The sequence below is a fragment of the Campylobacter concisus genome (genome assembly GCF_003048405.1).
Taxonomy (GTDB): Bacteria; Campylobacterota; Campylobacteria; order Campylobacterales; family Campylobacteraceae; genus Campylobacter_A; species Campylobacter_A concisus_Q.
In genome coordinates this window covers 28342-52075 of sequence record NZ_PIQS01000002.1, presented here as the reverse complement: position 1 = coordinate 52075, position 23734 = coordinate 28342, and the positions used below count along the sequence as shown (strand labels likewise).

Genomic DNA, 23734 nt, shown 5'->3' with positions numbered 1-23734 from the left:
ATAATTAATATTGTTTTAAAAGACACTTTGTTAAATTTCAAACTTTTTCAAATTAAATTTTAAAAGGATAGTCATGAGAAAAATAAAATTTATTGCCATCTGCCTTAGTGTTTGTGTGGCAAATTCTCTCTTTGCAGCAGAGCATAAAGACAATAACGAAACAAGGCTTGATGGCGTCGTAGTAAGTGCGAGTGGCTTTTCGCAGCAGATCAAAGAAGCACCCGCGAGCATAAGCGTGATAAGTGGCGATGAGCTTACAAAAGATAGCTTTACCTCACTTCACTCTATCGCCCAAAAAGTACCAGGTGTAAATGTCGTTGGCGGCGAAGACGGGGCAGCTAGCGGTATCTCGATACGTGGCATGGAGAAGTCTCAAACGCTAGTTTTAATTGATGGTAAAAGAGTAAATTCAAGCAGCGCAAATCCAAAGGGCGGAGCAGGGGATATGAACTCAAATTTCATTCCGCCAGCTGAAGCGATCGAGCGTATAGAGGTCATCCGTGGTCCTATGAGCTCGCTTTATGGTAGCGACGCAGTTGGTGGCGTGATAAATATCATCACCAAAAAGGATTTTTCAAAATTTAGCGGCAATGTCGGCATCTCAACCACGATAAACACGCATAAAGGTATAGGCGATGGTAGACAGGGGGACTTTTATCTAAATTTGCCACTTTACAAAGAGTTTTTAGCGCTTCAGCTTTGGGGATACAAAAAGCTAAGAGATGAGGATAGCTACGTTGGTGGCTACCAAAAAAGCGATAAGAGAAATTTAAGTGCAAAGCTTTGGATAACGCCAGATGAACATAATAAATTCTTCATCCTTGGCTCAGATGAAAAACACGACTACTCGCGCACACATGGCAAAACAGCCGATCCAAATCCAAGAAAGGACGTCTTAAACGCTTATGATTATGAGAAAAAGAGCTATGGTGTGGGCTATCTTGGCGAATTTGATAGCCTAAATGCCGATCTTAGCTATATTTATGATGAAACGCAAAGAAGTAGTCTTTTTGACAAATTTATACCTGCAAAAGCTAAAAATCACAACTTCAACTCTAAATTTACAACGTTTTTTGGCGCACACACTCTAACTTTTGGTTATGACTTTAGCAAGCAAAATGTCGGCACGACCTTCATCGTCTCAAACGCTTCAAAAAACGGCTTAAAAGACCCAAAGACCTACTCGATGAGCGAGCATGCAGGATTTATCGAAGATGAGTGGCAAATTTTAGACGAGAAGCTATTTTTAACGCTTGGCTCAAGGCTTACACACAACGAATTTTTTGGCAACCACCTCTCCCCAAGAGCCTATCTAGTCTATAACGCTACAGATACGCTAAGCCTAAAAGGCGGCGTAGCGACTGGCTATAAAACACCAAATGTTAATCAAATTTCTCCAGAAGTAGGCACTATCCAAGGTGGCTGGAGCATAGTTGATTTTGGCAACAAAGATCTAAAACCAGAAAAGAGTACAACTTATGAAGTTGGGGCATATTATGACAATCAGGCTGATTTCAGAGGCTCGGTGACGCTTTTTAGAAACGAATTTAAGGATAAAATCCTAGACACAGACGGCAGTAATGTCAATAACATACCAGCCTTTGGCACTTGCCCAGTAGGCACTAGAGTCCGAACTGTTGGTTGTCCTGGCTGGGGAACTTACTTTAACATAGAAGGTGCGACCATTTGGGGCGTAGAGCTAAGTGGCGACTATGACATCCTTTCAAACCTAAATTTAAGCTCAAACTACACCTACAATAAGTCAAAGATAAAAACTGGCAACCCAACGATAAATACGCCAAGAGGCCCTATGAAATTTAGTGAGACAAATCTTGGCAGACTTGACGGCAAAAGCCTAACAGCAACGCCAGAGCACACACTTCACACCACGCTTACATATAAGCCTATAAAAAGCGTTAAGACATTTTTTGGCGCAAACTACGAGAGCAAGCTAACAAGCGTAAATTTTGGTGCTGGCAATAAAGTAAGAGAGAACACAAAAGACCTACTCACCTTTGATACAGGCGTCAGCTGGGATGCAAACAAGCACCTAACGCTTAGCCTAAATGCCTACAATATCTTTGATAATGTGAGATACGAGGAGGCGCTAGCAAATGACGGCAACTATTACTGGTATCCGCAAGAGGGCAGGAGATTTTGGTTTAAGGTTGCTGCAAAATGGTAAAAGCGTTTAAATTTTTGCTTTTTACGCTTGGTGTGACTCAAATTTTGTACGCAGCCCCACAACAAACGCCAGAACCGCTAAGCGAGATGGCTGCTAGTAAATTTGAAATTTCAACCTTTAAAATGAGTGCAAATGATGAAATTTATAAAATTTTCACAGCCAAGCTAAAGGGGCAAAACGAGTTTAAAAACGTGCTTTTCTTACTTGACGCAAACGCCCAGTTTAATATGCTTTTAAATGAATTTGATGGCAAGGCTGCTCCGCTAATAGTAGGCATAGGATATGACACAGATAAAAGCTACGAAGTAGAAAAACGCACAAGAGATCTCACGCCAAAGGCGGATGGCGAGGAGTTTAGTAAAGGCGGGGGCGCAGATGCGTTTTATCACTTTTTAACTAAAAATTTAGTGCCGCTAATCAATGAGAAATTTAATGTGCAAAATAGCCAAAAGAGCCTTTATGGACACTCTTTTGGCGGGCTTTTTACACTTTACGCTTTGCTTAAAAATGAGGGCGTATTTGCAAATTTCTTTATCGCTTCACCATCTCTTTGGTGGGGCGAGTCTGAGATATTAAAACAAAACGTGAGCGATGGTAAATTTAAAGAGAAACTAAAAGCTAAATTTGTCTTTCTCAGCGTTGGCGAACTTGAAAAGAGAAAAGGCAAAACCGACAAACCTGGCATTTTAAAGGCGAGTGATTTAGCCCAAATTTTAAAACAAAGTGGGGCAAATTCTCACTTTGAGCTTTTTAAAAATGAAACCCATGGCAGCGTCATACCTCTAAATTTAAAAGAGCTTTTAAAATATCTAAAGGATTAAAAATTTAAGGCTATTTTTGTTAAAATCCGCCACATGAGAGTAGATAAATTTTTAAACGTAGTAAATATCACCAAAAGGCGTGCTGTCAGCGAAGATATGTGCAAAAGTGGCGTTGTGAGCATTAACGGCGTGCAGGCAAAAGCGGCAAAAGATGTAAAGATCGGCGACGTGATCACCATCAAATTTCTAGCTCGCGAGGCGAGATATGAGGTGCTAGCGATCCCAACTACAAAAAGCATACCAAAAAGCGCTCAGAGCGAATACGTGAAAGAGCTTTGATGGTTTTTGAGCTTTTAGAAAATGAGCTTGATGAGCTTGTGCGGGTGCTGCCAAAAAGTGGCGTGGTGCTACTAAGTGGCGATCTAGCAAGTGGCAAAACAACGCTTGTAAAGGCGATCATCAAGGCTCACGGCATAGATGAGAGCGTGACGTCGCCGACATTTTCTTTGATGCAAATTTACGGCAAAGATATCTACCACTACGACATTTATCAGATCGGATTTGACGGGATGGCTAAAAATGGCCTTTTTGAAAATCTATTTGAAGAGGGGCTTCATCTAGTAGAGTGGGGCGATGAAAATTTAGAAAAAGCTCTAAAGAAAAACGGCGAGAGCTATACATTAGTAAAAATTTCTCCTAGCAAAAATGGTAGAAAATACGAGGTTATAAGTGCATAAACTAGAAGTAAAAGATCTAAAAAAGACGATCAAAAAAACTGAGATCATAAAAGGCATATCTTTAGAGGTAAATAGTGGCGAAGTGGTGGGGCTTCTTGGGCCAAATGGTGCTGGAAAGACGACTACTTTTTATATGATTTGCGGACTCATCTCACCAACTAGTGGAGATGTCTTTTTGGATGATCAAAAGATTACAAGCGTTCCGCTTCACAAAAGGGCGCACCTTGGTATCGGCTATTTACCGCAAGAATCAAGTATATTTAAAGAGCTAAGCGTAGAAGAAAATTTACTCCTTGGGGCTGAAATTTTAAATCAAAGCGAAGAAGAGATAGCAAAAAGAGTAAATGAGATGCTAAATATGCTAAATATCGAGCCTATCCGCCTAAGAAAGGGCGTTAGTCTAAGTGGTGGCGAGCGTAGACGCTGTGAGATCGCTAGAAGCCTCATCATAAAGCCAAAATTTTTACTTCTTGATGAGCCATTTGCAGGCGTCGATCCTATCGCAGTTAGCGACATCCAAAGTATCGTTAGAGACCTTAAAAAGCTAGGCATCGGTGTTTTGATAACTGACCACAACGTCCGTGAGACGCTAGCCATTTGCGACAGAGCCTACGTCATCAAGGACGGCTCACTGCTAGCAAGCGGTAGTGCGAGCGAAGTGGCAAACAACAAGCTCGTTAGAACGCACTATCTTGGTGAAGAATTTAAGCTACTTGAGTAGATGATGCTAAGGCAAAAGCAAACTTTAGCGCCAAAGATCAAACTAAACCAAACGCTACGAAGCTGGCTTCCTATCCTTCAAAGTAGGCTTGATGAGCTAAAAGAGACGCTTGAGCCTTTTATAAAAGATAATCCCTTCGCCACGATCGAACATAAAAATTTAGAAAAAAGCGAAAAAAAGCGAAATTTTTTCGAGCAAGCCAGTAAAAATTCGGTAAGTGAGAGCATCGAGGCTTTAAGCATTTATAAAGAAAGCCTTTATGAAAAGCTAATTAGTCAGATCAATCCACCACTTTTCCCCACGCAAAAGTCACAAGATATCGCATATAAGATCATTGAGTGTTTAGATGACGAGGGTTATTTTTCATATGATGATGAAATTTTTGTGGGCTTTGACGAGAGCGAAATTGAGCGAGTGAGGGCTAGATTTGCCTACCTTGAGCCATGTGGCGTGGGCGCAAAGGATGTGAAAGAGAGCTTTTTGTTTCAGCTAAGCGAGGCAGAGGCAAGTGATGAGATCATAGAGTGCGCGAAAAAGATTATCTTAAATTTTGAAAATATAGAAAAGCTTAGAAAGCTTAAATTTTACGACGATGCACTAAAGATCATAAAAAAATTTAAAAATCCACCAGCTATTGAATATCTAGAAGAGGCTAGTCAAAAAGTGCCTGATATCTTCGTGCTAAGCACAAGTAGTGGCATAAGCGTGCAGATAAATGACGAGTACTATCCCGAAATTTCGATTGACACCGAAGGATTAGATGAGAAAGAGGCCTTTGTAAGCTCACGTATAAAAGAGGCAAGCGAGCTCATAGATGCCCTTGAAATGAGAAAATCAACGCTTTATAAAATAGGGCTTATGATAGTTGAGTATCAGTACGACTACTTCTTGGGCGGCGACATAAAACCTATGAAGCTAAAAGATCTAGCAGACGAGCTTGGACGCAATCCGTCAACCATCTCAAGAGCTATTTCAAATAAATATCTAAGCTGTGCAAGGGGCACTATTGCGCTTAAAAATTTCTTTTCAACTGGCTTTGACGAGGAGACTTCAAATGCTGCAATAAAGGAATTTTTACTAGAGCTCATTAAAGGCGAAGACCACAAAAAGCCACTTTCTGATCTAAAAATCCAAGAGCTGATCCAAGCTAAATTTAACATCCAAATAGTTCGCCGCACTATCACAAAATACCGCAAAATTCTAAACATCGGCAGCTCAAGCCAGCGAAAAAGAGTCTATCAGATAAACGGCTAACTACCACTCATTTACAGCAAAAAGTATGGCCTTGCGTATCTGCGTAAAAAGCTCGTTGCTAAGCTCTTCGTACTCTTTACCACGTTTTTTATATTGTGCCATACCTGCTGCATCGTCGTTCCAAGAGCCCATACCACCAAAAACATCAGCTGAGCTTGCCGTAGCAAAAAGAGCTAAATTTTTCTTTGGCATAGGCGGTGCATTAAATATCTTTTGATCATCATTACTTGAAGATATAAGTGATTTTAATGCCCTGCGAAAACACTCACCAAAATTCTCACACTCTATCTCATCTGCAAAGGCCGCTATCTTGGTAAGTGTGTCCACAAAAGCCTCTGTGTTGTCACTGAAATTTTCTAAATTTACATCTTTTTCAAGACCAAATTCTTTATATATTATGTCCCAGTCTCTTTGGTCTTTGTTGTATTTCCAGTAGGGTGCGAAGCGGCTTATGTGCTCTTTAAAAATGCAGATGATCGATTTTGCGGTAGAGTTTGAAAAGCTAAGCAATAAACGTTCATCTGATGAGCCAGTTAAATTTGCAGTAAGTCTTACATCGCTTAATCCGAGTTTTAATGCGTGCTCAAACCACTCATTTACGCTATTTGCCCTATAGCCTGAGAGAAAGTGAAAATTTATACTATTTTCGTAACTAGTGCCATTATATAGGATAGGAGAATTTGACTTTATGGCCTGCTTTGCGGCAACAATAATGGCGCATATATTAAACATTTCACCATTCATTTTTGAGCTCTATGGTAAGCCGTGCTCTAGCCAACCATCACAAAATTTTCTTGATTTTTAAAGTATGGTTTTAGGCTCTCATAAGCAGATTGAATATTTTTAAATTTCTTTGCGTATTCTTCTTGTATGAGAGGATTTTTGTTGGCGTGCCTGTCTGGGTGATAGATATTTACGAGTGAAAGATAGCTCTGTCTGATAGTTTCAAAGTCATCATCTTTTTTGCAACCCAAAATCCCAAAATTTTCCTCAAGTAAATTTGCAAGCACAGAAAATCTGCTTACAAATTTAGATGAGCTTTTTATTTTTATGCCTTGTTTAAAGGCTTTGTAGTCTTTTTCATCATAAATAAAATTTACGCTAAATTTTGGATAGCTTCTTTTGTAGAGCAGTTTGTTTAATGTGTTTATGTCGTTGTCGTTTGAGATAGTGATGTTTAAAAAATCATCATTTTTGCTAAAAGCAACATTGCTTTTTACTAGACTCTCACTGATGTAGCTAGCAAAATCTCTGCAAAGTGTATCTTTTAGTTCAAATTTAACTTCATTTTTTACAAAATTTATGTTTAGGCTAATGACTGGAGTTAGGGTATTTTTTTGAACAAAGCCAAGCTTTATGGTTTTATAGTTTGCAAAACGAATATCGAGCTTATCATCACTTTGCTTTTCATAAAGTTTTTTTATAAATTTTAAAAAGCACTTGCGTTGCGGGATCTCGCTCTCTTCGTAAAACGAAATAACCTTATTTTTATTAGATAAAATTTTTGTAAAATTTCTGCTTATCATATCTCTAAGCTCACGAAACAAAGTGTCATTATCAGTTAAAATGCTTAGAGATTCTAATGTTTGCGTAACTTTCATTGCCTACTCCACATAAAATATTACATGTTTTAGCAATAAGCATTCCAAATTTATATTTTTCTTATATCTTGGCCTTTAATGTACTCTGCAAATTCGTTTTTTAGCTTATTTTCTTTATATGAGATCGCCTCTTCTTTTGTATGAGAAACGGCTTCTTTTTGAGTTTTTTTGATCTCACCTTGCTCTTTAGTAAGTTCTTTTTTTATCTCTTTTAAACTATCGAAAAAATCATTCATCTTTGCTCCTTTTGTTTTTATCGGATTTTACTAAAACAGTTATAAAATTAAAATGAATACAATTTTTCTTTAAGGAAAGTTTGGCTAATATCTCGACTTAACTTTATTGTGCGCTCGTAGCTCAGCTGGATAGAGCATTTGATTGCGGTTCAAAAGGTCAGAGATTCGAATTCTCTCGGGCGCACCATCTTTTTAATTCTTAATGACAAACTTCATAATTTTTATAGTAAAATAAGCAAAAAAATTAAAAGAGAAAAAATGGATTTTCAAAATATTCAAAAACAAATTTCGGTACTAAAAGAAAGTTTGACGGCATTGGAACAAAATAGCGAGCACGAGATCGGCTTGGCGGTTGGAGTTGTTGAGTTTAATAAAAATGCTGATGAACTTAAAAAAAAGCTTACAAATTTAAAAGGTGAAAGCGATTTCTTTAAAAGTGTCTTCAATACAGAGGACTATTATGAAAACATTAGTACTTATTTGGAGCAGATAAAGAGAAGCTTAAATTATAAAATTGAGAAAAACGGTGTGAGCTTTAAGGCAAATGAAAATTTACAAGAAAGCTATGTTGCCATTTTAAATATAATAGAAATTTTGGTAGCAGAGTATCAAATACAAAACAAAAATAAAGCGAAAAATCTCTTTTCTAGGACAACAGATACTACTCAAATAAAATCAATACTTGCGGAGCTAAATACTCTACAAGAGCGCATACATAATGTTTTGCATATTCATTCTAGGATAGTTTCAAATGTTATTTTGCAAAATTTTAAGATAATTTATACGTTCTTTTATAATTGTATTAAGGCAGCAAAACAACGCAAAGATGAGCTTTTGCTAGTGGAGATCGCGGGTATAACTGACAAGATAATAACTATGATAAAACCGGTCTTTAGTGCAAAAATTTTAAATACAAATGAGCTTATTTATCACTACTTAATCTTTGAGCTAAAAGAACTAAAAGCTTGTGCAATAGGCGAGGAGCTAGTTTAAAATTTTATCAATTATCTCTTTTGCTCCATTTGGCAAAAGGATCTCTTTTAGAGCTTTACTGCTTTTGTTTAGATCAAAATTTTCTATCATTCTTATAACTTCGTCTTTGTCTAAAATTTCTCCATTTTGCAAGCAAATTTCAGCAATGCCTTTATCTTTTAAAAATTTAGCGTTATGAAACTGATGATTACCAGCAGCATAAGGAAATGGCACAAAGATAGATGGCAAAGCATTTGCGCAAAGCTCCCAAAGAGAGCTAGCTCCTGCTCTTGATATGGCAAGGTCGGCCTTGCTCATCTTATTTTCTATCTCTTTACTAAATTCAAAAATTTCTAAATTCGTTTCATTAAAGCCAAGTTCATCATATCTTTTTTTAAGTTCATCAAAGCCATTTTTGCCACATTGATGAATTATATTTATGCCTTTTTCTTTAAGATATGGAGCTAAATTTATAGCTAGTTCATTTATCGCTTTTGCACCTTGCGAGCCTCCTAAAAACAAAATAGTCTTTAGCTCCTCTCTCACTCTTGCACTATCAAAAAATTTCTTTGCCACAGGGTAAGGGTAGGGCGAAGCTTCATCATAAGAGCTAAAAAAGCCTTTCGCATAAGGCCTTAAAATCTTATTTAATTTGCCCATTACAGCATTTTGTTCGTGGATAAAAAGCGGCACTTTTGAGATAATGGCTGCAATAGCCGCTGGAGCTGCTGAATAGCCACCAACGCTAATGACTGCCTTAACGTCATTTTGCTTAAAAATTTTTCTACATTTTAAGGCAAGATTTACGATATTTGTTAGTGATTTTAGCTTAGCAAAGCCTTTCTTATTTACTACGCCACTACTTGGTAAGAAAAATTTTTGTAAAAAATTCTCGTCATTTTCAAACCAAAATTTATCTTGCCCACTAGTTGAACCAATAAAAATGGGCTTGATATCTCGTCTATTTAGCTCCTCGCAAAAGCTTCTTGCGATAGCTAAATGTCCACCAGTGCCTCCACCGCAAATAATAATCATAATTTTGCCCTTTTACTAACCATCAAAACCATGCCGATACCGATACAAATCGCAAGCACGGAGCTACCGCCGTAACTAAGAAATGGCACAGCAATACCCTTGATAGGCGTGATCGACGTGATACCATAGCTATTCATTAAAAACGAAAACGATAAGATAAGCCCGACACCAAGCGTAAATAGATGATAGACCTTATTTTCGCTTCTAGCTGAAATTCTAAAAATTCTATAAAGTAGCGTTATAAATATAGCTACAATACACAAAATACCAAATACACCAACCTCTTCAGCGATACCAGCTAGTACAAAGTCAGTATGAACCTCACTTAAAAAGCCAAGTTTAAAGATACCAGCGCCAAGCCCTTCGCCGAAAAATTCGCCATGCTTTATAGCGTTTAACGAGTGAGAAATTTGATATGGCTCTGGCGCATCAGCCACTCTTAATACATCTGCAACGCTATCAGGCAAGAAAGAAAGCACCATGTTTTGTATCGTGCCCCACCATGACTTTATACGTAAAATTCTATGCTCAGAGCTGATTATCGCTACTGTCATAACAAAAGCAGCTCCTAAGATACCGATGCTAAAAAGTCTCGCACTTGCTCCTGCAAAAAGTGCCATCGTCACAAATGTAAGCGCCAGTACGACCACTTGACCAAGGTCATTTTGCATAACAGCGATAAGAAAGATAGCAACACCAAAAAGAATAATATAAGGCATAAGTATCTTAACCTCATCTAGCAAGGTCCTTTTGCCTTCACTAAATTTTCTAGTAAAACTCCAAGCCAAGAAGTAGACAAAACCGATTTTAAAAAACTCGACTGGAGCTAGCGAAAAGCCAGGTAGCCTGATCCAACGCCTAGCACCACCAGCGTCAGTTACCATAGAAGCTGGTAAGGCATGCATTAACCCCATAGCGATACCACAAGATATGAGGAGCCCAAACCCTATCCAAACAAGCGTTTTTTCGGGATTGAGCCTGGAGAGCCACCACATGAGAAAAATTCCTATGCAGCCGACGATAAATTGGCGTATAAAAAAGTGAAACTCGTCATAATTAAAAAATAAAACCGTAAAAACTGGCAAAGATAGTGAAAAAATAATGCTTATAGCGATCAAAGTCGAACAAAGATAGAAAATGATCTTATCAACTGCCAAAATTTAACTCCAAGTTTAAAAAGTGCCAAAGTATAATAAAAAACGGCTTACAAAGATATTATTTGCTATAATTGCAGGCTTTAAGGAAGAGTATGAAGATAGGTATATTTGACTCAGGACTTGGCGGGCTGAGCGTCTTAAATGAAGCTTTAAGCAAGCTTAGCGAGCATGAATTTTTATATTACGCAGACGTTAAAAATGTTCCATACGGACAAAAGAGCAGGGATGAGATCTTAAAATTTAGCTTTGATGCGGTGAAATTTCTCATAGAAAATGGCGCAAACGCCGTTGTAGTGGCTTGCAACACGGCAACAAGCGTGGCAATAAAAGAGCTTAGAGCAAATTTAAATGTACCCATAATCGGCATGGAGCCAGCCGTAAAAAAGGCTCATGACTTAAGCCATAATGATGCCTTAAAAACGCTTGTCATAGCCACTCCAGTCACCGTAAATGGTGCAAAACTAAAAGAGCTGATCGCAAATTTACACGCAAAAGATAAGACTGAGCTGCTCGCTCTACCTCGCCTTGTAAATTTTGCTGAAAATGGAGAATTTGACACCGAGAATGTGAAATCATATCTAAAAGAAGAGTTAGCTAAATTTGATCTAAGCAAATTTGGCTTTTTGGTGCTTGGCTGCACGCACTTTAACTATTTTAAAGATAGCCTAAGAGAAATTTTGCCGTCAAATATAAGCATAATTGATGGCAACGAAGGGACAATAAATCGCCTTATAAGTGAGCTTGGACTAAAAATTTCTACTTTAAATAAAGCTCCAAAAGTTAGATTTTTTTATTCTGGCAATGAAGTATTCAGTAAATTTGAGCTAGATAAAATTTCAAGAAATTTAGCTAGATTAGATAAGATGAGGGCGATCTGCTAGGTTAAATCTAACTAAATACCACAAATAAAAATTTTATAAAATACACTAAATTTTACATACTTTTATATGTATTTAGGCTTTTCTTTGCTTTATTATATAGACTACACTTATTACTACAACCACCGCTAAAAGAGCGATCGTGATTATTAAAAGTGTCTGTTTGCTAGGATTTGAACCTAGAAAATAGCCAACTCCAAGCAAAACAGCACACCAAATCCCAGCTCCTAGCGTGGTAAATAGGCAAAATCTAAATATATTCATCTTAGCAAGCCCAGCTGGTAGGCTGATGTATTGGCGAATGCCAGGAATCAGACGTGAGTTAAATGTAGAAATTTCGCCGTGTTTATTGAAAAATGCTTCAAATTTATCCATTTTTTCGTGAGTGATTCCCACAAATTTGCCGTATTTTAAAACGATCTCACGCCCAAAAAAATAGCAAAGATAATAGTTAAAAATAGCTCCAAGCAGGCTTCCAAGCGTACCTGCAAGAAAGGCCAAAATTAAACTCATTTCACCTTTATGTGCCAAATAGCCAGCAGGTATCATTGCGACCTCGCTTGGAAATGGAAAAAATGAGCTTTCTAAAAACATCATGATAAATATGCCAGCATAACCCCAGCTACTCACGCTCGCAACTATAAAATCAATAACATCATGCAGCATTTAAATTCCTGAAAAATTTTAAAGTGAGCCATTTTAGCAAAGCATAGCTTAAGCTTTTTGACAAAAATAAAGAGAGTTTGTAGCTTATTAAAACCAGATGAAAGTAGAAGCAAAATAGGGCGAAAGCTCGCCCCGTTTTTAAAATGCAGGTATAACCTCGCCTTTATAGCGAGTAAGGATGAAATTTTTAGTATCGGGGCTAAGCACCGCATCAATCAAAGCTTTGATCTTAGGGTTATTTTCGTTGCCAGCCTTTGTGACGATGATGTTAGCATAAGGACTGTTGGCGTCTTCAAGCAAAAGTGCGTCTTTTGCCACGCTCATGCCAAGATCAAGGACGAAATTTGTACTAATGGCAGCGATATCAACATCATCAAGCGTTCTTGGGATCTGAGCGCCTTCTAGCTCGACAAATTGTAAATTTTTAGAATTTTTAGTTATGTCATTTATAGTTGCAACTTTTACGTTTTTATCGATCTCGATAAGACCAGCTTTCTCTAAAATTCTAAGCGCTCTGTTGCCATTTGATGGATCATAAGCGATAGCCACTTTTGCGCCATCTTTTAGCTCTTTGATATCTTTTATCTTTTTAGAGTAAAAGCCAAGTGGCTCGACATGGACGTTTGCAACGCTTACAAGGTGCAGGCCTCTAGCCTTATTTTGCTCCTCAAGATACGGCAAATGTTGAAAGAAATTTGCATCCAAACTGCCATCTTCTGTGGCGACATTTGGGATGGAGTAGTCTGAAATTTCAGAGATAACAAGGTCATAGCCTTTATCTTTTAGCTTTGGCTTTACAAATTCTAAAATTTCAGCGTGTGGCACTGGCGAGACGCCAACAGTGATAGTGTGGTCTTTATCGGCTGCGTGAAGGCTTAGAGCAACTAAAGATGCGGTTAAAAGTTTGATAAATTTCATTGTTTTTCCTTTTTTGATTTGATTTGAAGCGACGCTAAAAAGGTAAAAGCTTTTACGTCGCTTTTTATAAATTTGGCTAAAACGCTGGGATGATAGCGCCGTTATATTTTGTCTCGATAAATTTCTTAACCTCTGGTGAGTTTATCGCTTTATCAAGTGCTTTAGTTTTAGGGTTGTTCTCGTTGCCAGCTTTTACAACTACGTAGTTTACGTATGGGCTATCTTTGCTCTCGATCACAAGCGCGTCTTTTGTTGGATTGAGATTTGCATTTAGTGCGTAGTTTGTGTTGATAACTGCGATAGTAACGTCATCAAGCGTTCTTGGTACTTGAGCGGTCTCTATCTCTTCAAATTTAAGTTTTTTAGGGTTATCAACTATATCAAGCGGAGTTTTTAGTGGGTTGTTGTTTAGCTTAATAAGTCCAGCATTTGCAAGAATATCTAAAGCACGGCTTTCATTTGTCGGATCATTTGGGATAGATACGGTCGAACCATCTTTTAGATCTTTGATATCTTTGATCTTTTTAGAGTAAACACCCATTGGCTCAAGATGAACTCCTACTGTTTTTACAAGGTGAGTGCCTTTGTTTTTGTTAAATTCTTCAAGATATGGGATGTGTTGAAAGAAGTTTGCGTCAAGGTCGCCGTCCTCTGTCGCAAGATTTGGCGTGGTGTAGTCGTTAAATTCTTTGATCTCAAGTGTGTAGCCATCTTTTGCTAAAATAGGCTTTACAACCTCTAAAATTTCAGCATGCGGGATAGGTGTAGCACCAACAATTATTGTTTTTGATTTATCAGCAGCATTTGCGCTAACGCTAAGGCCTAGGGCAACTAAAGAGGTAAGAAGTAGTTTTTTCATTTATTATCCTTTTTTAAAATTTGCCAAGCACCAAAAAAGGATAAATTTAAGTTAAAAGGTTAAATTTCTTTTTAAGTACTTAAGCTATTTCTAAGCACTTAAAAAGAAATTTTGTGCTTAGAGGTTAGTCTTTCGACGACGCGTTTTTTAGTAGGCGGCACATCTGGCACATATCTGATTTCATCTTTTGTCCTTTCAGCTAAAAATTAATTTGGCAATTTTAAGAAAAAAAGCTTAAAATCAGATAAAAACGTGGTCTTATTTTTTGGAAATTTTATAGAGATAGTTGCCTAAAACTTGGAAAATTTGAACCATAATGATAAGAATAACCACCGTGTAGAGCATGATATCTGGGCGAAATCTTTGATAGCCGTAGTTTATAGCGACTGAGCCAAGCCCGCCACCACCAACTGCACCAGCCATTGCTGAAAAGCCGATATTTACGATAAGCGTTAGTGTAAATGCCGAGATGATGCCAGGAAGCGCCTCTACAAACATCACTCTAAAGATGATCTGAAATTTCGAACTACCAAAACTTTGAGCGGCTTCAATTATACCTTTATCAACCTCTTTTAGCGCATTTTCAATGAGCCTTGCTACAAACGGAGCCGCTCCAATAGTTAGCGGAACGATCGCAGCCGTAGTACCGATACTTGTGCCTACGATCATTTTTGTAACTGGAAAGAGCACGATGATTAAAATGATAAACGGAAAGCTTCTAAGCACGTTTATAACGATATCAAGTACAAAATAAAGCTGCTTGTTTGGCTTTAGTCCATCTTTATCTGAAAGTATGAGCAAAACCGCAGGTATGAGGCCTATAGCGAAGGCGAGCAGGGTAGAGACGATGCTCATATATAGCGTCTCGCCGATAGCTGGCAACAGTATCCTAGAAAAAACATCTGGAAATTTAGAAAAATCAATACCAAACATCAAGCAACCTCCCATAAAACGCCACTTTGCTTGATGTAGTTAAGTACGTTTTCTTTATCTTTTTCATCTATGTTTATGACAAGCGAGCCAAGAACATTTTCGTTTAGCTTCTCAAGCTTGCCCCAAACTATGTTAAAGTCGATATTTAGGCTTCTAGCCATATGCGTGATCACGCTATTTTGGGCCACTTCTTTTGGGAAAAATAGCCTGATATTTGTGCCAGTGCTTGGCAAAATTTCAACTTCGCCCAAAAATTCTTTCATCTTCTCATCTGGCTTTAAAAATAGCTCCTCAATGCTTCCAGAGCCTATGATCTTGCCGCCTTCTAGCAGTATCGCGCGTTTTGCGATCGATTTTACAACCTCCATCTCGTGTGTGACGATGACGACGCTGATGTCTAGCTCTTTGTTTATCTTTTCAAGTAGCTCTAAAATTTGATTTGTCGTGTTTGGATCAAGAGCCGAAGTCGCCTCGTCGCTTAGTAAAATTTTAGGATTTAAAGCAAGCGCTCTAGCGATCGCCACACGCTGTTTTTGACCACCACTTAGCTCGCTTGGATAGCTTTTTGCCTTGCTTTCAAGACCGACTAAATTTAAAAGCTCTCTCACTCTTTTTTCAGTTTCATCGCTTTTGTAACCCCAAAATTTAAGCGGAGTAGCGACGTTTTCAAAGACGTTTTTTCTAGCCATTAATGCAAAATGCTGAAATATCATCCCAACATCTCGCCTTAAATGTCTCTGCTGCGTCTCATCTAAATTTTTTATCTCTTTATCAAAGACTTTTAAGCTGCCACCTTGATAGCTTTCAAGCCCGTTTATGCACCTTAAAAGCGTTGATTTACCAGCACCACTATGTCCCACGATAGCAAAAATTTCACCCTTTTTAACCTCTAAATTTACATCAAAAAGGATCTGCGTATCACCATAAAACTTGCTTAATTTCTCTATTTTTATCACTATTTTTCTCCAAGAGCTTCTAATTCTTCACATACTTTTTTAAATTTAGCCTCAGCGCTTTGCAAAGCCTCTTTGTTTGTCTCTATAACTTCTTTTGGTGCGTTTGCCACGAAATTTTGATTATTTAACATACCTGAGAGTTTGGCTATCTCTTTTTCAAGCTTTGTCTTTTGAGACTTGAGCCTTGTGATGATACCGCTCATATCAAGCCCTTCAAGTGGGACAAATGCCTCTAAATTTTCGCTCACGTCTCTTATTGAATTTTCTATTTTCTCACCTACAAAGCCAATCTCTTCGCATTTTGCAAGCAGCTTGATATACTCTTTGACCTCGTCAAGATCGATTTTTTCATTAAATTTAACAAAGGCTTTTGCGATCTTTGAGTTGCCAAGATCGATGGTCGCTTTTGCACGGCGAATAGCCACAATCGCCTCGATAACTAGTTCAAATTTCTTCTCAACATCTAAATTTCGCTCTTTTACTTCTGGGTAGCTCATCACCATTATCGATTTTGCATTTTCAAGCTGTGTACCGCTAAGCTCCTGAAATAGGTACTCTGAAAGAAACGGCATGAAAGGATTTAGCAGCTTCATCGCCTCTTTAAATATACTTCCAAGCTCTTTTACGCTCGCTTTATCAGCCTTGCTAAGCTCGATGCCCCAGTCGCAAAACTCATCCCAAAGGAATTTATAAAGTGTGTTTGCTGCGTCATTGAATCGGTAGGCGTCGATATTTTCGCGTACCTCTCTTACACACTCGTTAAAGCGGCTATTCATATAAATTCCAAGCTTTGTTTGAAGCTTGATGTCTTCTAAATTTTCAAATTTGCTCTCATTTAGCATGAGATATTTGCTTGCGTTATAAAGTTTGTTTGTGAAATTTCTTACCTGCTTCATCTTGGCATCACTTAGCTTGATGTCACGTCCTTGAACGGCTAGAAGTGTTAGCGTAAAGCGCAATATATCGGCGCTATATTCATTTATGCTATCAAGCGGATCGATGACGTTACCAAGGCTTTTACTCATCTTTCTACCAAACTCATCTTTTACAAGTGCGTGTAGGTAGATGTCGTCAAATGGTAGCTTGCCAAGGGCATTTTCACCCTGAAACATCATCCTAGCAACCCAGAAAAATAATATATCAAAACCAGTTATAAGAAGGTTGTTTGGATAAAATTCAGCCAAATCGCCTTCAAACCATTTTTCATTTTTAAGCTCATTATCATTGCCCCAGCCAAGCGTGCTAAATGGCCAAAGACCGGAGCTAAACCATGTATCTAGCACGTCTGGGTCTTGGTGGATGTTTTTGCTTTTACATTTTTTGCACTCACACGGCTCGCCCTCGTCAGCCCACATATAACCGCAATCATCGCAGTAAAATACTGGAATTTGATGTCCCCACCAAAGCTGGCGTGAGATACACCAATCTCTTAGCTCTCTCATCCATGCGTTAAAGCTGTTTATCCAGTGCGGTGGGTAAAATTTAGCAAGACCCTCTGAGACCTTTTGTATCGCCTCATCTGCGATCTCTTTTTTGACAAACCACTGCTTTGAGATGTATGGCTCGACGACGTTTTTGCAGCGATAGCAGTATCCTACTTGGTTTTCATAGTCCTCGATCTTTTCGACATTGCCAAGTTTTTCAAGATCGGCCACGACGATATCTCTAGCCTCAAGCCTCTCAAGTCCTGCAAATTTATCGCACTTGTCGTTTAAAATGCCCTTTTCGTCAAATACAGTAATAAACTCAAGGTTGTGCCTTTTGCCAACTTCATAGTCGTTTTGATCATGCGCAGGCGTGACTTTAACAAGACCCGTTCCAAACTCCATATCAACGTGCTCGTCGGCGATGATCTCGATCTCTCTATTTATGATAGGTAGCACCACTTTTTTGCCGATTAAATTTTTATAGCGCTCGTCGTTTGGATTTACCATTACAGCGGTGTCGCCAAAATATGTTTCTGGTCTAGTCGTAGCAACTACAACAAATTCGCTTGGCTTGTCTGCAAAGTAGTATCTCAAATGATAAAGTTTGCCTTTGTTTTCTTTGTGCTCAACTTCGATGTCAGAAAGCGCACCATCATGCGTACACCAGTTTATCATGTAGTTTTTCTGAACGATCAGTCCTTTGTCGTACAAATTTACAAATGCTTTTTTCACAGCTTTTCTTAAACCCTCATCCATAGTAAATCTCTGGCGAGACCAAGCCGGAGTGATGCCAAGCTTGCGCATCTGATGAACGATCATGCCACCACTTTTTTCTTTCCACTCCCACACTTTTTCTACAAATTTTTCACGTCCAAGCTCTTCTTTTTTGATGCCTTGGGCTAAAAGCTGCTTTTCAACGACGTTTTGAGTAGCGATGCCAGCGTGGTCAAGTCCTGTCTGCCAAAGTGTCTTGTAGCCGTCCATCCTCTTGTAGCGAGTCATGATATCTTGAAGTGTGTAGGTTAGGGCGTGTCCGATGTGAAGCGAGCCAGTCACGTTTGGAGGTGGCATCATAATGCAAAATTTACGTCCATCTTTTTGGATATCTTTGTTTGTGTCTATCTCGAAGTATCCGCGTTCTTCCCAAATTTTATAAAATTTGTCTTCTATCTCTTTTGCATTGTAAAATTCTGCCACTTTTGTATCCTCTTTCGTTTAAAAAATGCTTAATGTTATCTAAAATTTGTTTAAAAAAATCTTTGCAAAAGTGGGGAAATATGGGCTTGGGGCGGTTAAACGCCCCAAAATTTATATAGCTTATTTGACAGTAAAGCTTCGCTGAGCTAGGTCGTAGTCGTTTTGTCTTTCGTTATACATATTTTCAGTTGTGACTGCACCAAGTGAGCATTTGCCGCCAAGTCTTACACGATAAGGTGTGTAAAGCACAGCCTCTCTCTTGTCACTATCTAGTGCATAAAAACTTAAAACGCGATCATCTTTTATGCTCTGATATTCAAGCTCAATGCTATCTTTAAGACTCTTATTAAAGCCACTTAAATTTTCATTTATTGGCTCAAAGCAGCTACTTACTATCTCGTTTATTACGCCATTTTTAACCATAGCTTTAGAATTTATCACTATTTTTGAATAGATAACATCATTTACTCTTAGGCTGTCAAGACCTAGCTCTTTGCCTTTTTCATCGACAAACGTTCTATAAATATCAAGCTCTTTTGGCTCTATTTTATGCTTAATCTCAAGTGGCACATAAGCGTAGCTTAAAATAGTGGCATATAGCTTGTTTTCACCAAGTGGTGTAATGGTAAAATTTCCATCTTTTGCTGTAAATGATACGCTTAAAAGGCCATCAAATTCTTTACTTTCGCCATTGTAGCTAAGCTTAAATTTATTATTTTTCTCGCCAACATCTTTACCAAAGTAGGCATTTAGCGCTCTAAGTGTAAAAGCGCGCTCCTGCGTTGAGCTAAGCTCATTTAAATTTGTGATCAAGAAATTTGCAAGATCATCTGAGTAGTCGTTTTTCTCAAAATATTTTGCGTGCAGATACAAGATAAATGCATTGTCTCTCATCTTTGAGCCAAAGCTAGAATAATCCCTGCTGTAATCAGCTATCTGAGCTTTTTTAATATCTTTTAGCGCCACCTTTGCTTCGTCATTTAAGCCGTTTATTTTTAAAGCTGCTGCCATTAGATATTTATTAAGTGCGGTCGTATTGTAAGCTTTGTGGTCATAAATTTTATTTAGCACCGATTTATCAGCAACATTTGCGCGGGAGCTTACATAAATAGCATATAGGGCTTCAATGTCTGTGTTTGTATATTTTAAGAGCGAATTTAATGCTCTTTGCTTTACATTTTTATTTAGCTCATATCCAGCCTCTTCAAGATCAAGCAGCACATCAGTTGCATAGATCGAAGCAAATGCATTTGTACTACCTAGATCGCTCCAGTAGCCAAAGCTACCATCTGGTTTTTGCATCTTAATTAGCTCACTCATACCGCTTGCAATAAATCTCTTTTGATCATTTTTTTCAAGCTCATCTTTTGGCCTTAAATTTAAAAGCGCAAGTAGCCTTGAGCTCCTTTGCTCCGCACATCCGTAAGGGTACTCGACTAAATTTTTAGAAGCTGCCAAAAGCACACTTGAGACAGAGCTTGACGCATCTATACTAACATTATGAAAGCCTTTTGGAAGTGAGATCACACTCTCTTTGTCAAAGACACTACTTTTTGCGTAGGTGCTGATAGTATAAGGGCTCACTACATCAAGCAAGCTTTGAACAGTTTTTGAACTGTTTTTGTCGCTTATAGTCACGTTATACTCGGCCGCACCAGCCTCAAGAGCTGAAATTTTAAATGTGAAGGCCTTATTTTCAAGCGGCTTTAAATTCACATTTTCTTTTGTTTTGATGTTTAAATTTTTACTGCTAGCCACTTTTATGGTTAAATTTTTATCCTCATTTGTTGTGTTTATGAGCCTTAAGTTTGCATTTAGCTCATCGCCTTTTAACAGATAAACTAACGCACTTGGCTTAATAATCACATCATCTTTTACTAAAATTTCTTTATTTACAGCGTTCATGCCAGTTTCATTATTTGCCACGACATCTACTCTAATGGCAGAGTTAAAGCCATTTGGCGTTTTAAACTCGTATGAAATTTCACCATTATCGTCAGCTTGAAGGCTTACTAAATTTGCATATGTTTTTATCTTCTTGCTATCGACCGGGCTAGCATGTTTTGCCATTTTTGCCTCCATGGCAAGTGCTGCCATATCGCCACCAAAGCTTAAAGTTTTACCCTCGACTTTATAGTTTGTGAGCATATTATAAATATCATAGTCAAAAACGCCATCTGGTAAAATTTTGTCAAAAAATTTAAGTGGATCGGCTGGCTTTTGTGACGTTATATCAAGTACGCCAACATCTGTGATAAATAAATTTACATAAGCTTTTGGCTTTGTTTTTAGTGAAATTTTTATATTTTCATCGCTTTTTGCTGTATTTGGTGCATCAAGGCTTAGATCAAGTATCCTTGATGACTTATCGGCCTTAGCATAAACCTTACCGTAAGTCCTAAATGGAGTTAATCCACCATCTGTCATGCGGTAGATATTTGCACTCACGTAAAGTCCGCTAAAATCAAAGTCAAGTTTAAATTTCACATTTGCCGAGTTGTTTTTTATCTTAACGACCTTGTAAGCTTTCACGCCACCATCTTCAAGTGTAACAAGGGCGATACCTTCTTTTATAGCTGAGCTTATATCAGCACTTAGTTCATCGCCTTTTTTGTAGATATTTTTATTTAGTTTGATTTGAGATTTACTAAGCTCTTTTGTAGGCGCTAGAGTAGAGTAGTTGTAGCCACTTACGTCCATATCAAGGCTTGTGCTTGCTCCACTTACTAGATTTGTAGCGATGATCATATATGAGCCGCTTTGTGTAAATTTGTAGCTAAACTCGCCATTGTCTTTATAAAAATTATCCACATCTTCTAGCGTTTGAAACCACTTTATATAGCCATTTGCATCTCTTTGGTATTGCCAAGTAACACGTTTTATATCAAATTTTAAATTTGATTTTACGGCCTTTTGACTTGACATATCTACTACAACCGTTCTTATTTTTACATCTTCGTTTGGCTCAGCAAATGTCGTGCTTGCTGCGATACCGACCATATCTTTGTAAGGATAGAGCGTAAAGCTTTTTGTGTCGCTTACGTTTTTACCATCATCATTTACATTGAAATTTATCACACCTGTTATGATAGAAGAGGCATTTTTAGTGCTAAAGCTAAGATCTATCATTTGACTTGATTTACCATCTTTTGAAAGAGTGAGATCATTCTCAAAAGATGGATAAGCGCTTGGCTTTAGTGTATTGTTTTTAAATTTATACTCTTTAAACTCGCTATTTTTATATTCATCATCAAAAAAGCTAACCTGCATGCTACCATCAAGCTCGCTAGCAGCGCCACCAAAGAGATAGTTACTGGCTAGATTGGCTCTAACAAGCTCATTTGCGAAAAATTTATCCCTCTCAAGCGTTATCTCATTTTTTATCCTATTTGGCATAAAACTCTCAACAAAAAATGGCACATTTGAGATCACTTTGCTTGCGTAAATTACTTGCATATTAAATCTACCGCTTAGATCGCTTAATATCTCTTTTTCAAAATTTACCAAGCCAACGTCATTTGTATTTTTTGAAATTTCAGCACTACTTTTGCCTTGTGGATCGAAAAATTTTATCTTTATAGGCATATTTTTTAAAGGATTAAAATCTCTATCTCTTAGATAGATTGCACCCTTTAAACTCTCATTTGGTCTTATGATATTTGAAGCAAAATGAACGTACGCATCGATACTCTCACTAGCATTTTGACTCATAAATTTTGCTTCATTTAGCGCTTCGTCTTCTTTTAAAATAAGAAAATTTTGCTCTTTTCCAAGAGAGACAACCACTGAGGAGATATCTTTGTAAATATCTTTTTTGTTAAATTTAAAAACACCTATATCATTTGTCGCACCAACTGCGATTTCTTCGTTCTTTTTGCCATAAATTTTCACATTTGCATTTGGAAGCATTGTATTTTCGCCAAGACGATTTGCAAATACAAAAATTTCATCCTTGCCAAGCTTTGCATTTACGGCGATATCACTTAGATAGACTACTTTTGAGACGCTCTTATCTTTGCCGTAGTTTAAATTTATCTTATAAACGCCGTCTCCAGCTCCGGCAAAGTCAAGTTTGATTTTATTTAGCGAAATTTCATTTAATGCGCCATCAAGTTTATAGCTTTTGCTTGCCACTTTTGTGCTGAAGTTGCTTAACTCTTCGTTATTGTCATTAAAATTTAAGAAATATCTAAAATTTTGATCGCTTAGCTTTTCAATGCTTACATTTAACTCAGGCAAATTTGCACTTCTGATACCGATCTCACCGACACTTGAGATATATGGCTCATTATTTATAAAATTTGCAAATGGAGTGAAATTGCCAGCTACTACTTCATAGCTACTTTCTTCTATTACTACATTTCTATCATCGCCAAAACCGGGCTTAATGGTGATTTCATAACTATTTTGTGGCTTAAAATCGTCACTTGTAATATCAATGTAGTAATAATACTCGCTAAGCTCTGAGTTTTCTTCATAGTTGTCACTATATTTAACGTCACTAATGCTAAAGTTTTTTACACCTTTAATGTTTATAAATTTTTTTAAGTTAATATCGTCATCAAGCCAATTTTTTAGATAAATTCTAAAGCCCAAGATACCATTATCAAGGCTCACTGGATAAATTTCTGGTATCTCAAGACTCTTTGCATTATCATTTATATTTACGCTTTCTTCGCTTATTTCATCGGCAAAATTTACTATCGTTTCACCTGAAAGCGTTGCACCAAATTTGCTCTCAAATTTTTCACCAAAATCAAAAACTGGATTGCTTAAATTTTTATCAAGATTAAGCTCAAAGCTATTGTTAGAAAGCTCAATCACTTTAAATTTTGCATCTTTTACGGCAATATTTTTGATAGCTTCAATATTTACTTCATCATTAAATTTAAGTATATATTTACTATCGCTTATTTTTTCTATCTTTGTTAGCTCAAATTCTTTCGTGGCAAAACTAGCAGTGCTTCCATTTTCAAGCTTGCAGCTGTAATCCAAACCAGCATGCATATCTTTTGTAAAAAGTAGCAAGCTTTGACTATTAAATCTAACCGTACCATTTAATGCTGGTTGGCACAAAAGTAGCTTTTTATCACTTAGCATACCAACAAAATTTTTATCGACTTTATCTTCTAGTCCAAACTCTACGCTTAGGGGCGATTTTATCTGCGCAGTGCCATTTAGGCTCAAAGCATATAAATTTGTCATTCCCAAAAGTGCTAGAAGCGCTACTTTTTGCCACAT

Annotated in this window: 20 protein-coding genes and 1 tRNA gene; 9 read left to right on the top strand and 12 right to left on the bottom strand. The window is 37.6% G+C overall.

What is annotated here, in order from left to right; translation table 11 throughout:
* Positions 1–73: 73 nt before the first annotated feature.
* From CVT18_RS05630 to CVT18_RS05605, 6 genes are read left to right on the top strand one after another with little or no spacing between them, the layout of a single operon-like run.
* Positions 74–2185, top strand: coding sequence for a TonB-dependent receptor domain-containing protein (locus CVT18_RS05630; RefSeq protein ID WP_103628221.1), 2112 nt, complete (start codon positions 74–76; stop codon positions 2183–2185).
* Positions 2179–3006 (top strand): alpha/beta hydrolase, encoded by an 828-nt coding sequence (locus CVT18_RS05625; RefSeq protein WP_103628220.1) that lies wholly within the window; start codon positions 2179–2181, stop codon positions 3004–3006. The genes CVT18_RS05630 and CVT18_RS05625 overlap by 7 nt, the downstream gene beginning before the upstream one ends.
* A 33-nt stretch (positions 3007–3039) precedes the next feature.
* Positions 3040–3285: an RNA-binding S4 domain-containing protein gene (locus CVT18_RS05620; RefSeq protein ID WP_002940508.1), complete on the top strand. Its 246-nt coding sequence runs from the start codon at positions 3040–3042 to the stop codon at positions 3283–3285.
* Positions 3285–3683, top strand: coding sequence for a tRNA (adenosine(37)-N6)-threonylcarbamoyltransferase complex ATPase subunit type 1 TsaE (gene tsaE / locus CVT18_RS05615; RefSeq protein WP_021086198.1), 399 nt, complete (start codon positions 3285–3287; stop codon positions 3681–3683). The genes CVT18_RS05620 and tsaE overlap by 1 nt, the downstream gene beginning before the upstream one ends.
* Positions 3676–4404 carry an LPS export ABC transporter ATP-binding protein gene (gene lptB, locus CVT18_RS05610; RefSeq protein WP_103628219.1) on the top strand — a complete coding sequence of 243 codons (729 nt, stop codon included), beginning with the start codon at positions 3676–3678 and terminating at the stop codon, positions 4402–4404. The genes tsaE and lptB overlap by 8 nt, the downstream gene beginning before the upstream one ends.
* A gap of 3 nt (positions 4405–4407) precedes the next feature.
* Entirely contained in the window at positions 4408–5658 is a 1251-nt protein-coding gene (locus tag CVT18_RS05605; protein ID WP_103628301.1) for an RNA polymerase factor sigma-54, read from the top strand.
* Here the strand turns inward: CVT18_RS05605 and CVT18_RS05600 are convergent, their stop codons facing one another.
* Genes CVT18_RS05600 through CVT18_RS05590 form a run of 3 tightly spaced genes read right to left on the bottom strand, consistent with a single transcriptional unit; the run spans position 5659 to position 7495 of the window.
* Positions 5659–6402 carry a hypothetical protein gene (locus CVT18_RS05600; protein ID WP_103628218.1) on the bottom strand — a complete coding sequence of 248 codons (744 nt, stop codon included), beginning with the start codon at positions 6400–6402 and terminating at the stop codon, positions 5659–5661. It abuts the gene before it with no gap.
* Positions 6403–6428: 26 nt separating this feature from the next.
* Positions 6429–7259, bottom strand: a complete 831-nt coding sequence (locus tag CVT18_RS05595; RefSeq protein WP_107824325.1) for an adenylosuccinate lyase — start codon at positions 7257–7259, stop codon at positions 6429–6431.
* Between the two features lie 50 nt (positions 7260–7309).
* On the bottom strand, positions 7310–7495 hold the full coding sequence (locus CVT18_RS05590) for a hypothetical protein (protein ID WP_054196631.1): 186 nt from the start codon (positions 7493–7495) through the stop codon (positions 7310–7312).
* Positions 7496–7605: 110 nt separating this feature from the next.
* On the opposite strand from CVT18_RS05590, the gene CVT18_RS05585 reads away from it, so the two are divergent.
* Positions 7606–7682 (top strand) — tRNA-Arg (locus tag CVT18_RS05585).
* A gap of 71 nt (positions 7683–7753) precedes the next feature.
* Entirely contained in the window at positions 7754–8488 is a 735-nt protein-coding gene (locus CVT18_RS05580; protein ID WP_084041322.1) for an imidazole glycerol phosphate synthase, read from the top strand.
* On the opposite strand, the gene murG is transcribed toward CVT18_RS05580, so the two are convergent.
* Positions 8480–9502 (bottom strand): undecaprenyldiphospho-muramoylpentapeptide beta-N-acetylglucosaminyltransferase, encoded by a 1023-nt coding sequence (gene murG, locus CVT18_RS05575; RefSeq protein ID WP_107824324.1) that lies wholly within the window; start codon positions 9500–9502, stop codon positions 8480–8482. The genes CVT18_RS05580 and murG overlap by 9 nt on opposite strands.
* Entirely contained in the window at positions 9499–10659 is a 1161-nt protein-coding gene (locus CVT18_RS05570) for an FtsW/RodA/SpoVE family cell cycle protein (RefSeq protein ID WP_103628215.1), read from the bottom strand. Before CVT18_RS05570 ends, murG begins: the two co-directional genes overlap by 4 nt.
* Positions 10660–10751: 92 nt before the next feature.
* Between CVT18_RS05570 and murI the strand changes: the two genes are divergently transcribed.
* A complete protein-coding gene (murI, locus tag CVT18_RS05565) occupies positions 10752–11540 on the top strand; it encodes a glutamate racemase (RefSeq protein WP_103628214.1) in 789 nt (262 codons plus the stop codon).
* Positions 11541–11612: 72 nt separating this feature from the next.
* Here the strand turns inward: murI and CVT18_RS05560 are convergent, their stop codons facing one another.
* The 7 genes from CVT18_RS05560 to CVT18_RS05530 all read right to left on the bottom strand — a co-directional run bounded on the left by CVT18_RS05560 (position 11613) and on the right by CVT18_RS05530 (position 23734).
* Complete coding sequence (locus tag CVT18_RS05560; RefSeq protein ID WP_103628213.1) at positions 11613–12203, bottom strand: DedA family protein; 591 nt, start codon at positions 12201–12203, stop codon at positions 11613–11615.
* 138 nt (positions 12204–12341) lie between these two features.
* Positions 12342–13121: a MetQ/NlpA family ABC transporter substrate-binding protein gene (locus CVT18_RS05555; RefSeq protein WP_103628212.1), complete on the bottom strand. Its 780-nt coding sequence runs from the start codon at positions 13119–13121 to the stop codon at positions 12342–12344.
* Between the two features lie 76 nt (positions 13122–13197).
* Positions 13198–13980, bottom strand: a complete 783-nt coding sequence (locus CVT18_RS05550) for a MetQ/NlpA family ABC transporter substrate-binding protein (RefSeq protein ID WP_103628211.1) — start codon at positions 13978–13980, stop codon at positions 13198–13200.
* 258 nt (positions 13981–14238) lie between these two features.
* The gene (locus tag CVT18_RS05545; RefSeq protein WP_021086223.1) at positions 14239–14913 is read right to left on the bottom strand and encodes a methionine ABC transporter permease; all 675 of its coding nucleotides are present in this window, start codon (positions 14911–14913) and stop codon (positions 14239–14241) included.
* On the bottom strand, positions 14913–15869 hold the full coding sequence (locus CVT18_RS05540; RefSeq protein WP_103628210.1) for a methionine ABC transporter ATP-binding protein: 957 nt from the start codon (positions 15867–15869) through the stop codon (positions 14913–14915). Before CVT18_RS05540 ends, CVT18_RS05545 begins: the two co-directional genes overlap by 1 nt.
* Positions 15869–18493 (bottom strand): valine--tRNA ligase, encoded by a 2625-nt coding sequence (locus CVT18_RS05535; RefSeq protein ID WP_107824323.1) that lies wholly within the window; start codon positions 18491–18493, stop codon positions 15869–15871. The genes CVT18_RS05540 and CVT18_RS05535 overlap by 1 nt, the downstream gene beginning before the upstream one ends.
* Before the next feature lie 120 nt (positions 18494–18613).
* A complete protein-coding gene (locus CVT18_RS05530; RefSeq protein WP_107824322.1) occupies positions 18614–23734 on the bottom strand; it encodes an alpha-2-macroglobulin family protein in 5121 nt (1706 codons plus the stop codon).

Bases quoted from the DNA above. Each gene is read 5' to 3' on its own strand.
- CVT18_RS05630 (WP_103628221.1), top strand. From the start codon at position 74: ATGAGAAAAATAAAATTTATTGCCATCTGCCTTAGTGTTTGTGTGGCA.
- CVT18_RS05625 (WP_103628220.1), top strand. From the start codon at position 2,179: ATGGTAAAAGCGTTTAAATTTTTGCTTTTTACGCTTGGTGTGACTCAA.
- CVT18_RS05620 (WP_002940508.1), top strand. From the start codon at position 3,040: ATGAGAGTAGATAAATTTTTAAACGTAGTAAATATCACCAAAAGGCGT.
- tsaE (WP_021086198.1), top strand. From the start codon at position 3,285: ATGGTTTTTGAGCTTTTAGAAAATGAGCTTGATGAGCTTGTGCGGGTG.
- CVT18_RS05605 (WP_103628301.1), top strand. From the start codon at position 4,408: ATGCTAAGGCAAAAGCAAACTTTAGCGCCAAAGATCAAACTAAACCAA.
- CVT18_RS05600 (WP_103628218.1), bottom strand. From the start codon at position 6,402: ATGAATGGTGAAATGTTTAATATATGCGCCATTATTGTTGCCGCAAAG.
- CVT18_RS05595 (WP_107824325.1), bottom strand. From the start codon at position 7,259: ATGAAAGTTACGCAAACATTAGAATCTCTAAGCATTTTAACTGATAAT.
- CVT18_RS05590 (WP_054196631.1), bottom strand. From the start codon at position 7,495: ATGAATGATTTTTTCGATAGTTTAAAAGAGATAAAAAAAGAACTTACT.
- CVT18_RS05580 (WP_084041322.1), top strand. From the start codon at position 7,754: ATGGATTTTCAAAATATTCAAAAACAAATTTCGGTACTAAAAGAAAGT.
- murG (WP_107824324.1), bottom strand. From the start codon at position 9,502: ATGATTATTATTTGCGGTGGAGGCACTGGTGGACATTTAGCTATCGCA.
- murI (WP_103628214.1), top strand. From the start codon at position 10,752: ATGAAGATAGGTATATTTGACTCAGGACTTGGCGGGCTGAGCGTCTTA.
- CVT18_RS05560 (WP_103628213.1), bottom strand. From the start codon at position 12,203: ATGCTGCATGATGTTATTGATTTTATAGTTGCGAGCGTGAGTAGCTGG.
- CVT18_RS05555 (WP_103628212.1), bottom strand. From the start codon at position 13,121: ATGAAATTTATCAAACTTTTAACCGCATCTTTAGTTGCTCTAAGCCTT.
- CVT18_RS05550 (WP_103628211.1), bottom strand. From the start codon at position 13,980: ATGAAAAAACTACTTCTTACCTCTTTAGTTGCCCTAGGCCTTAGCGTT.
- CVT18_RS05545 (WP_021086223.1), bottom strand. From the start codon at position 14,913: ATGTTTGGTATTGATTTTTCTAAATTTCCAGATGTTTTTTCTAGGATA.
- CVT18_RS05530 (WP_107824322.1), bottom strand. From the start codon at position 23,734: ATGTGGCAAAAAGTAGCGCTTCTAGCACTTTTGGGAATGACAAATTTA.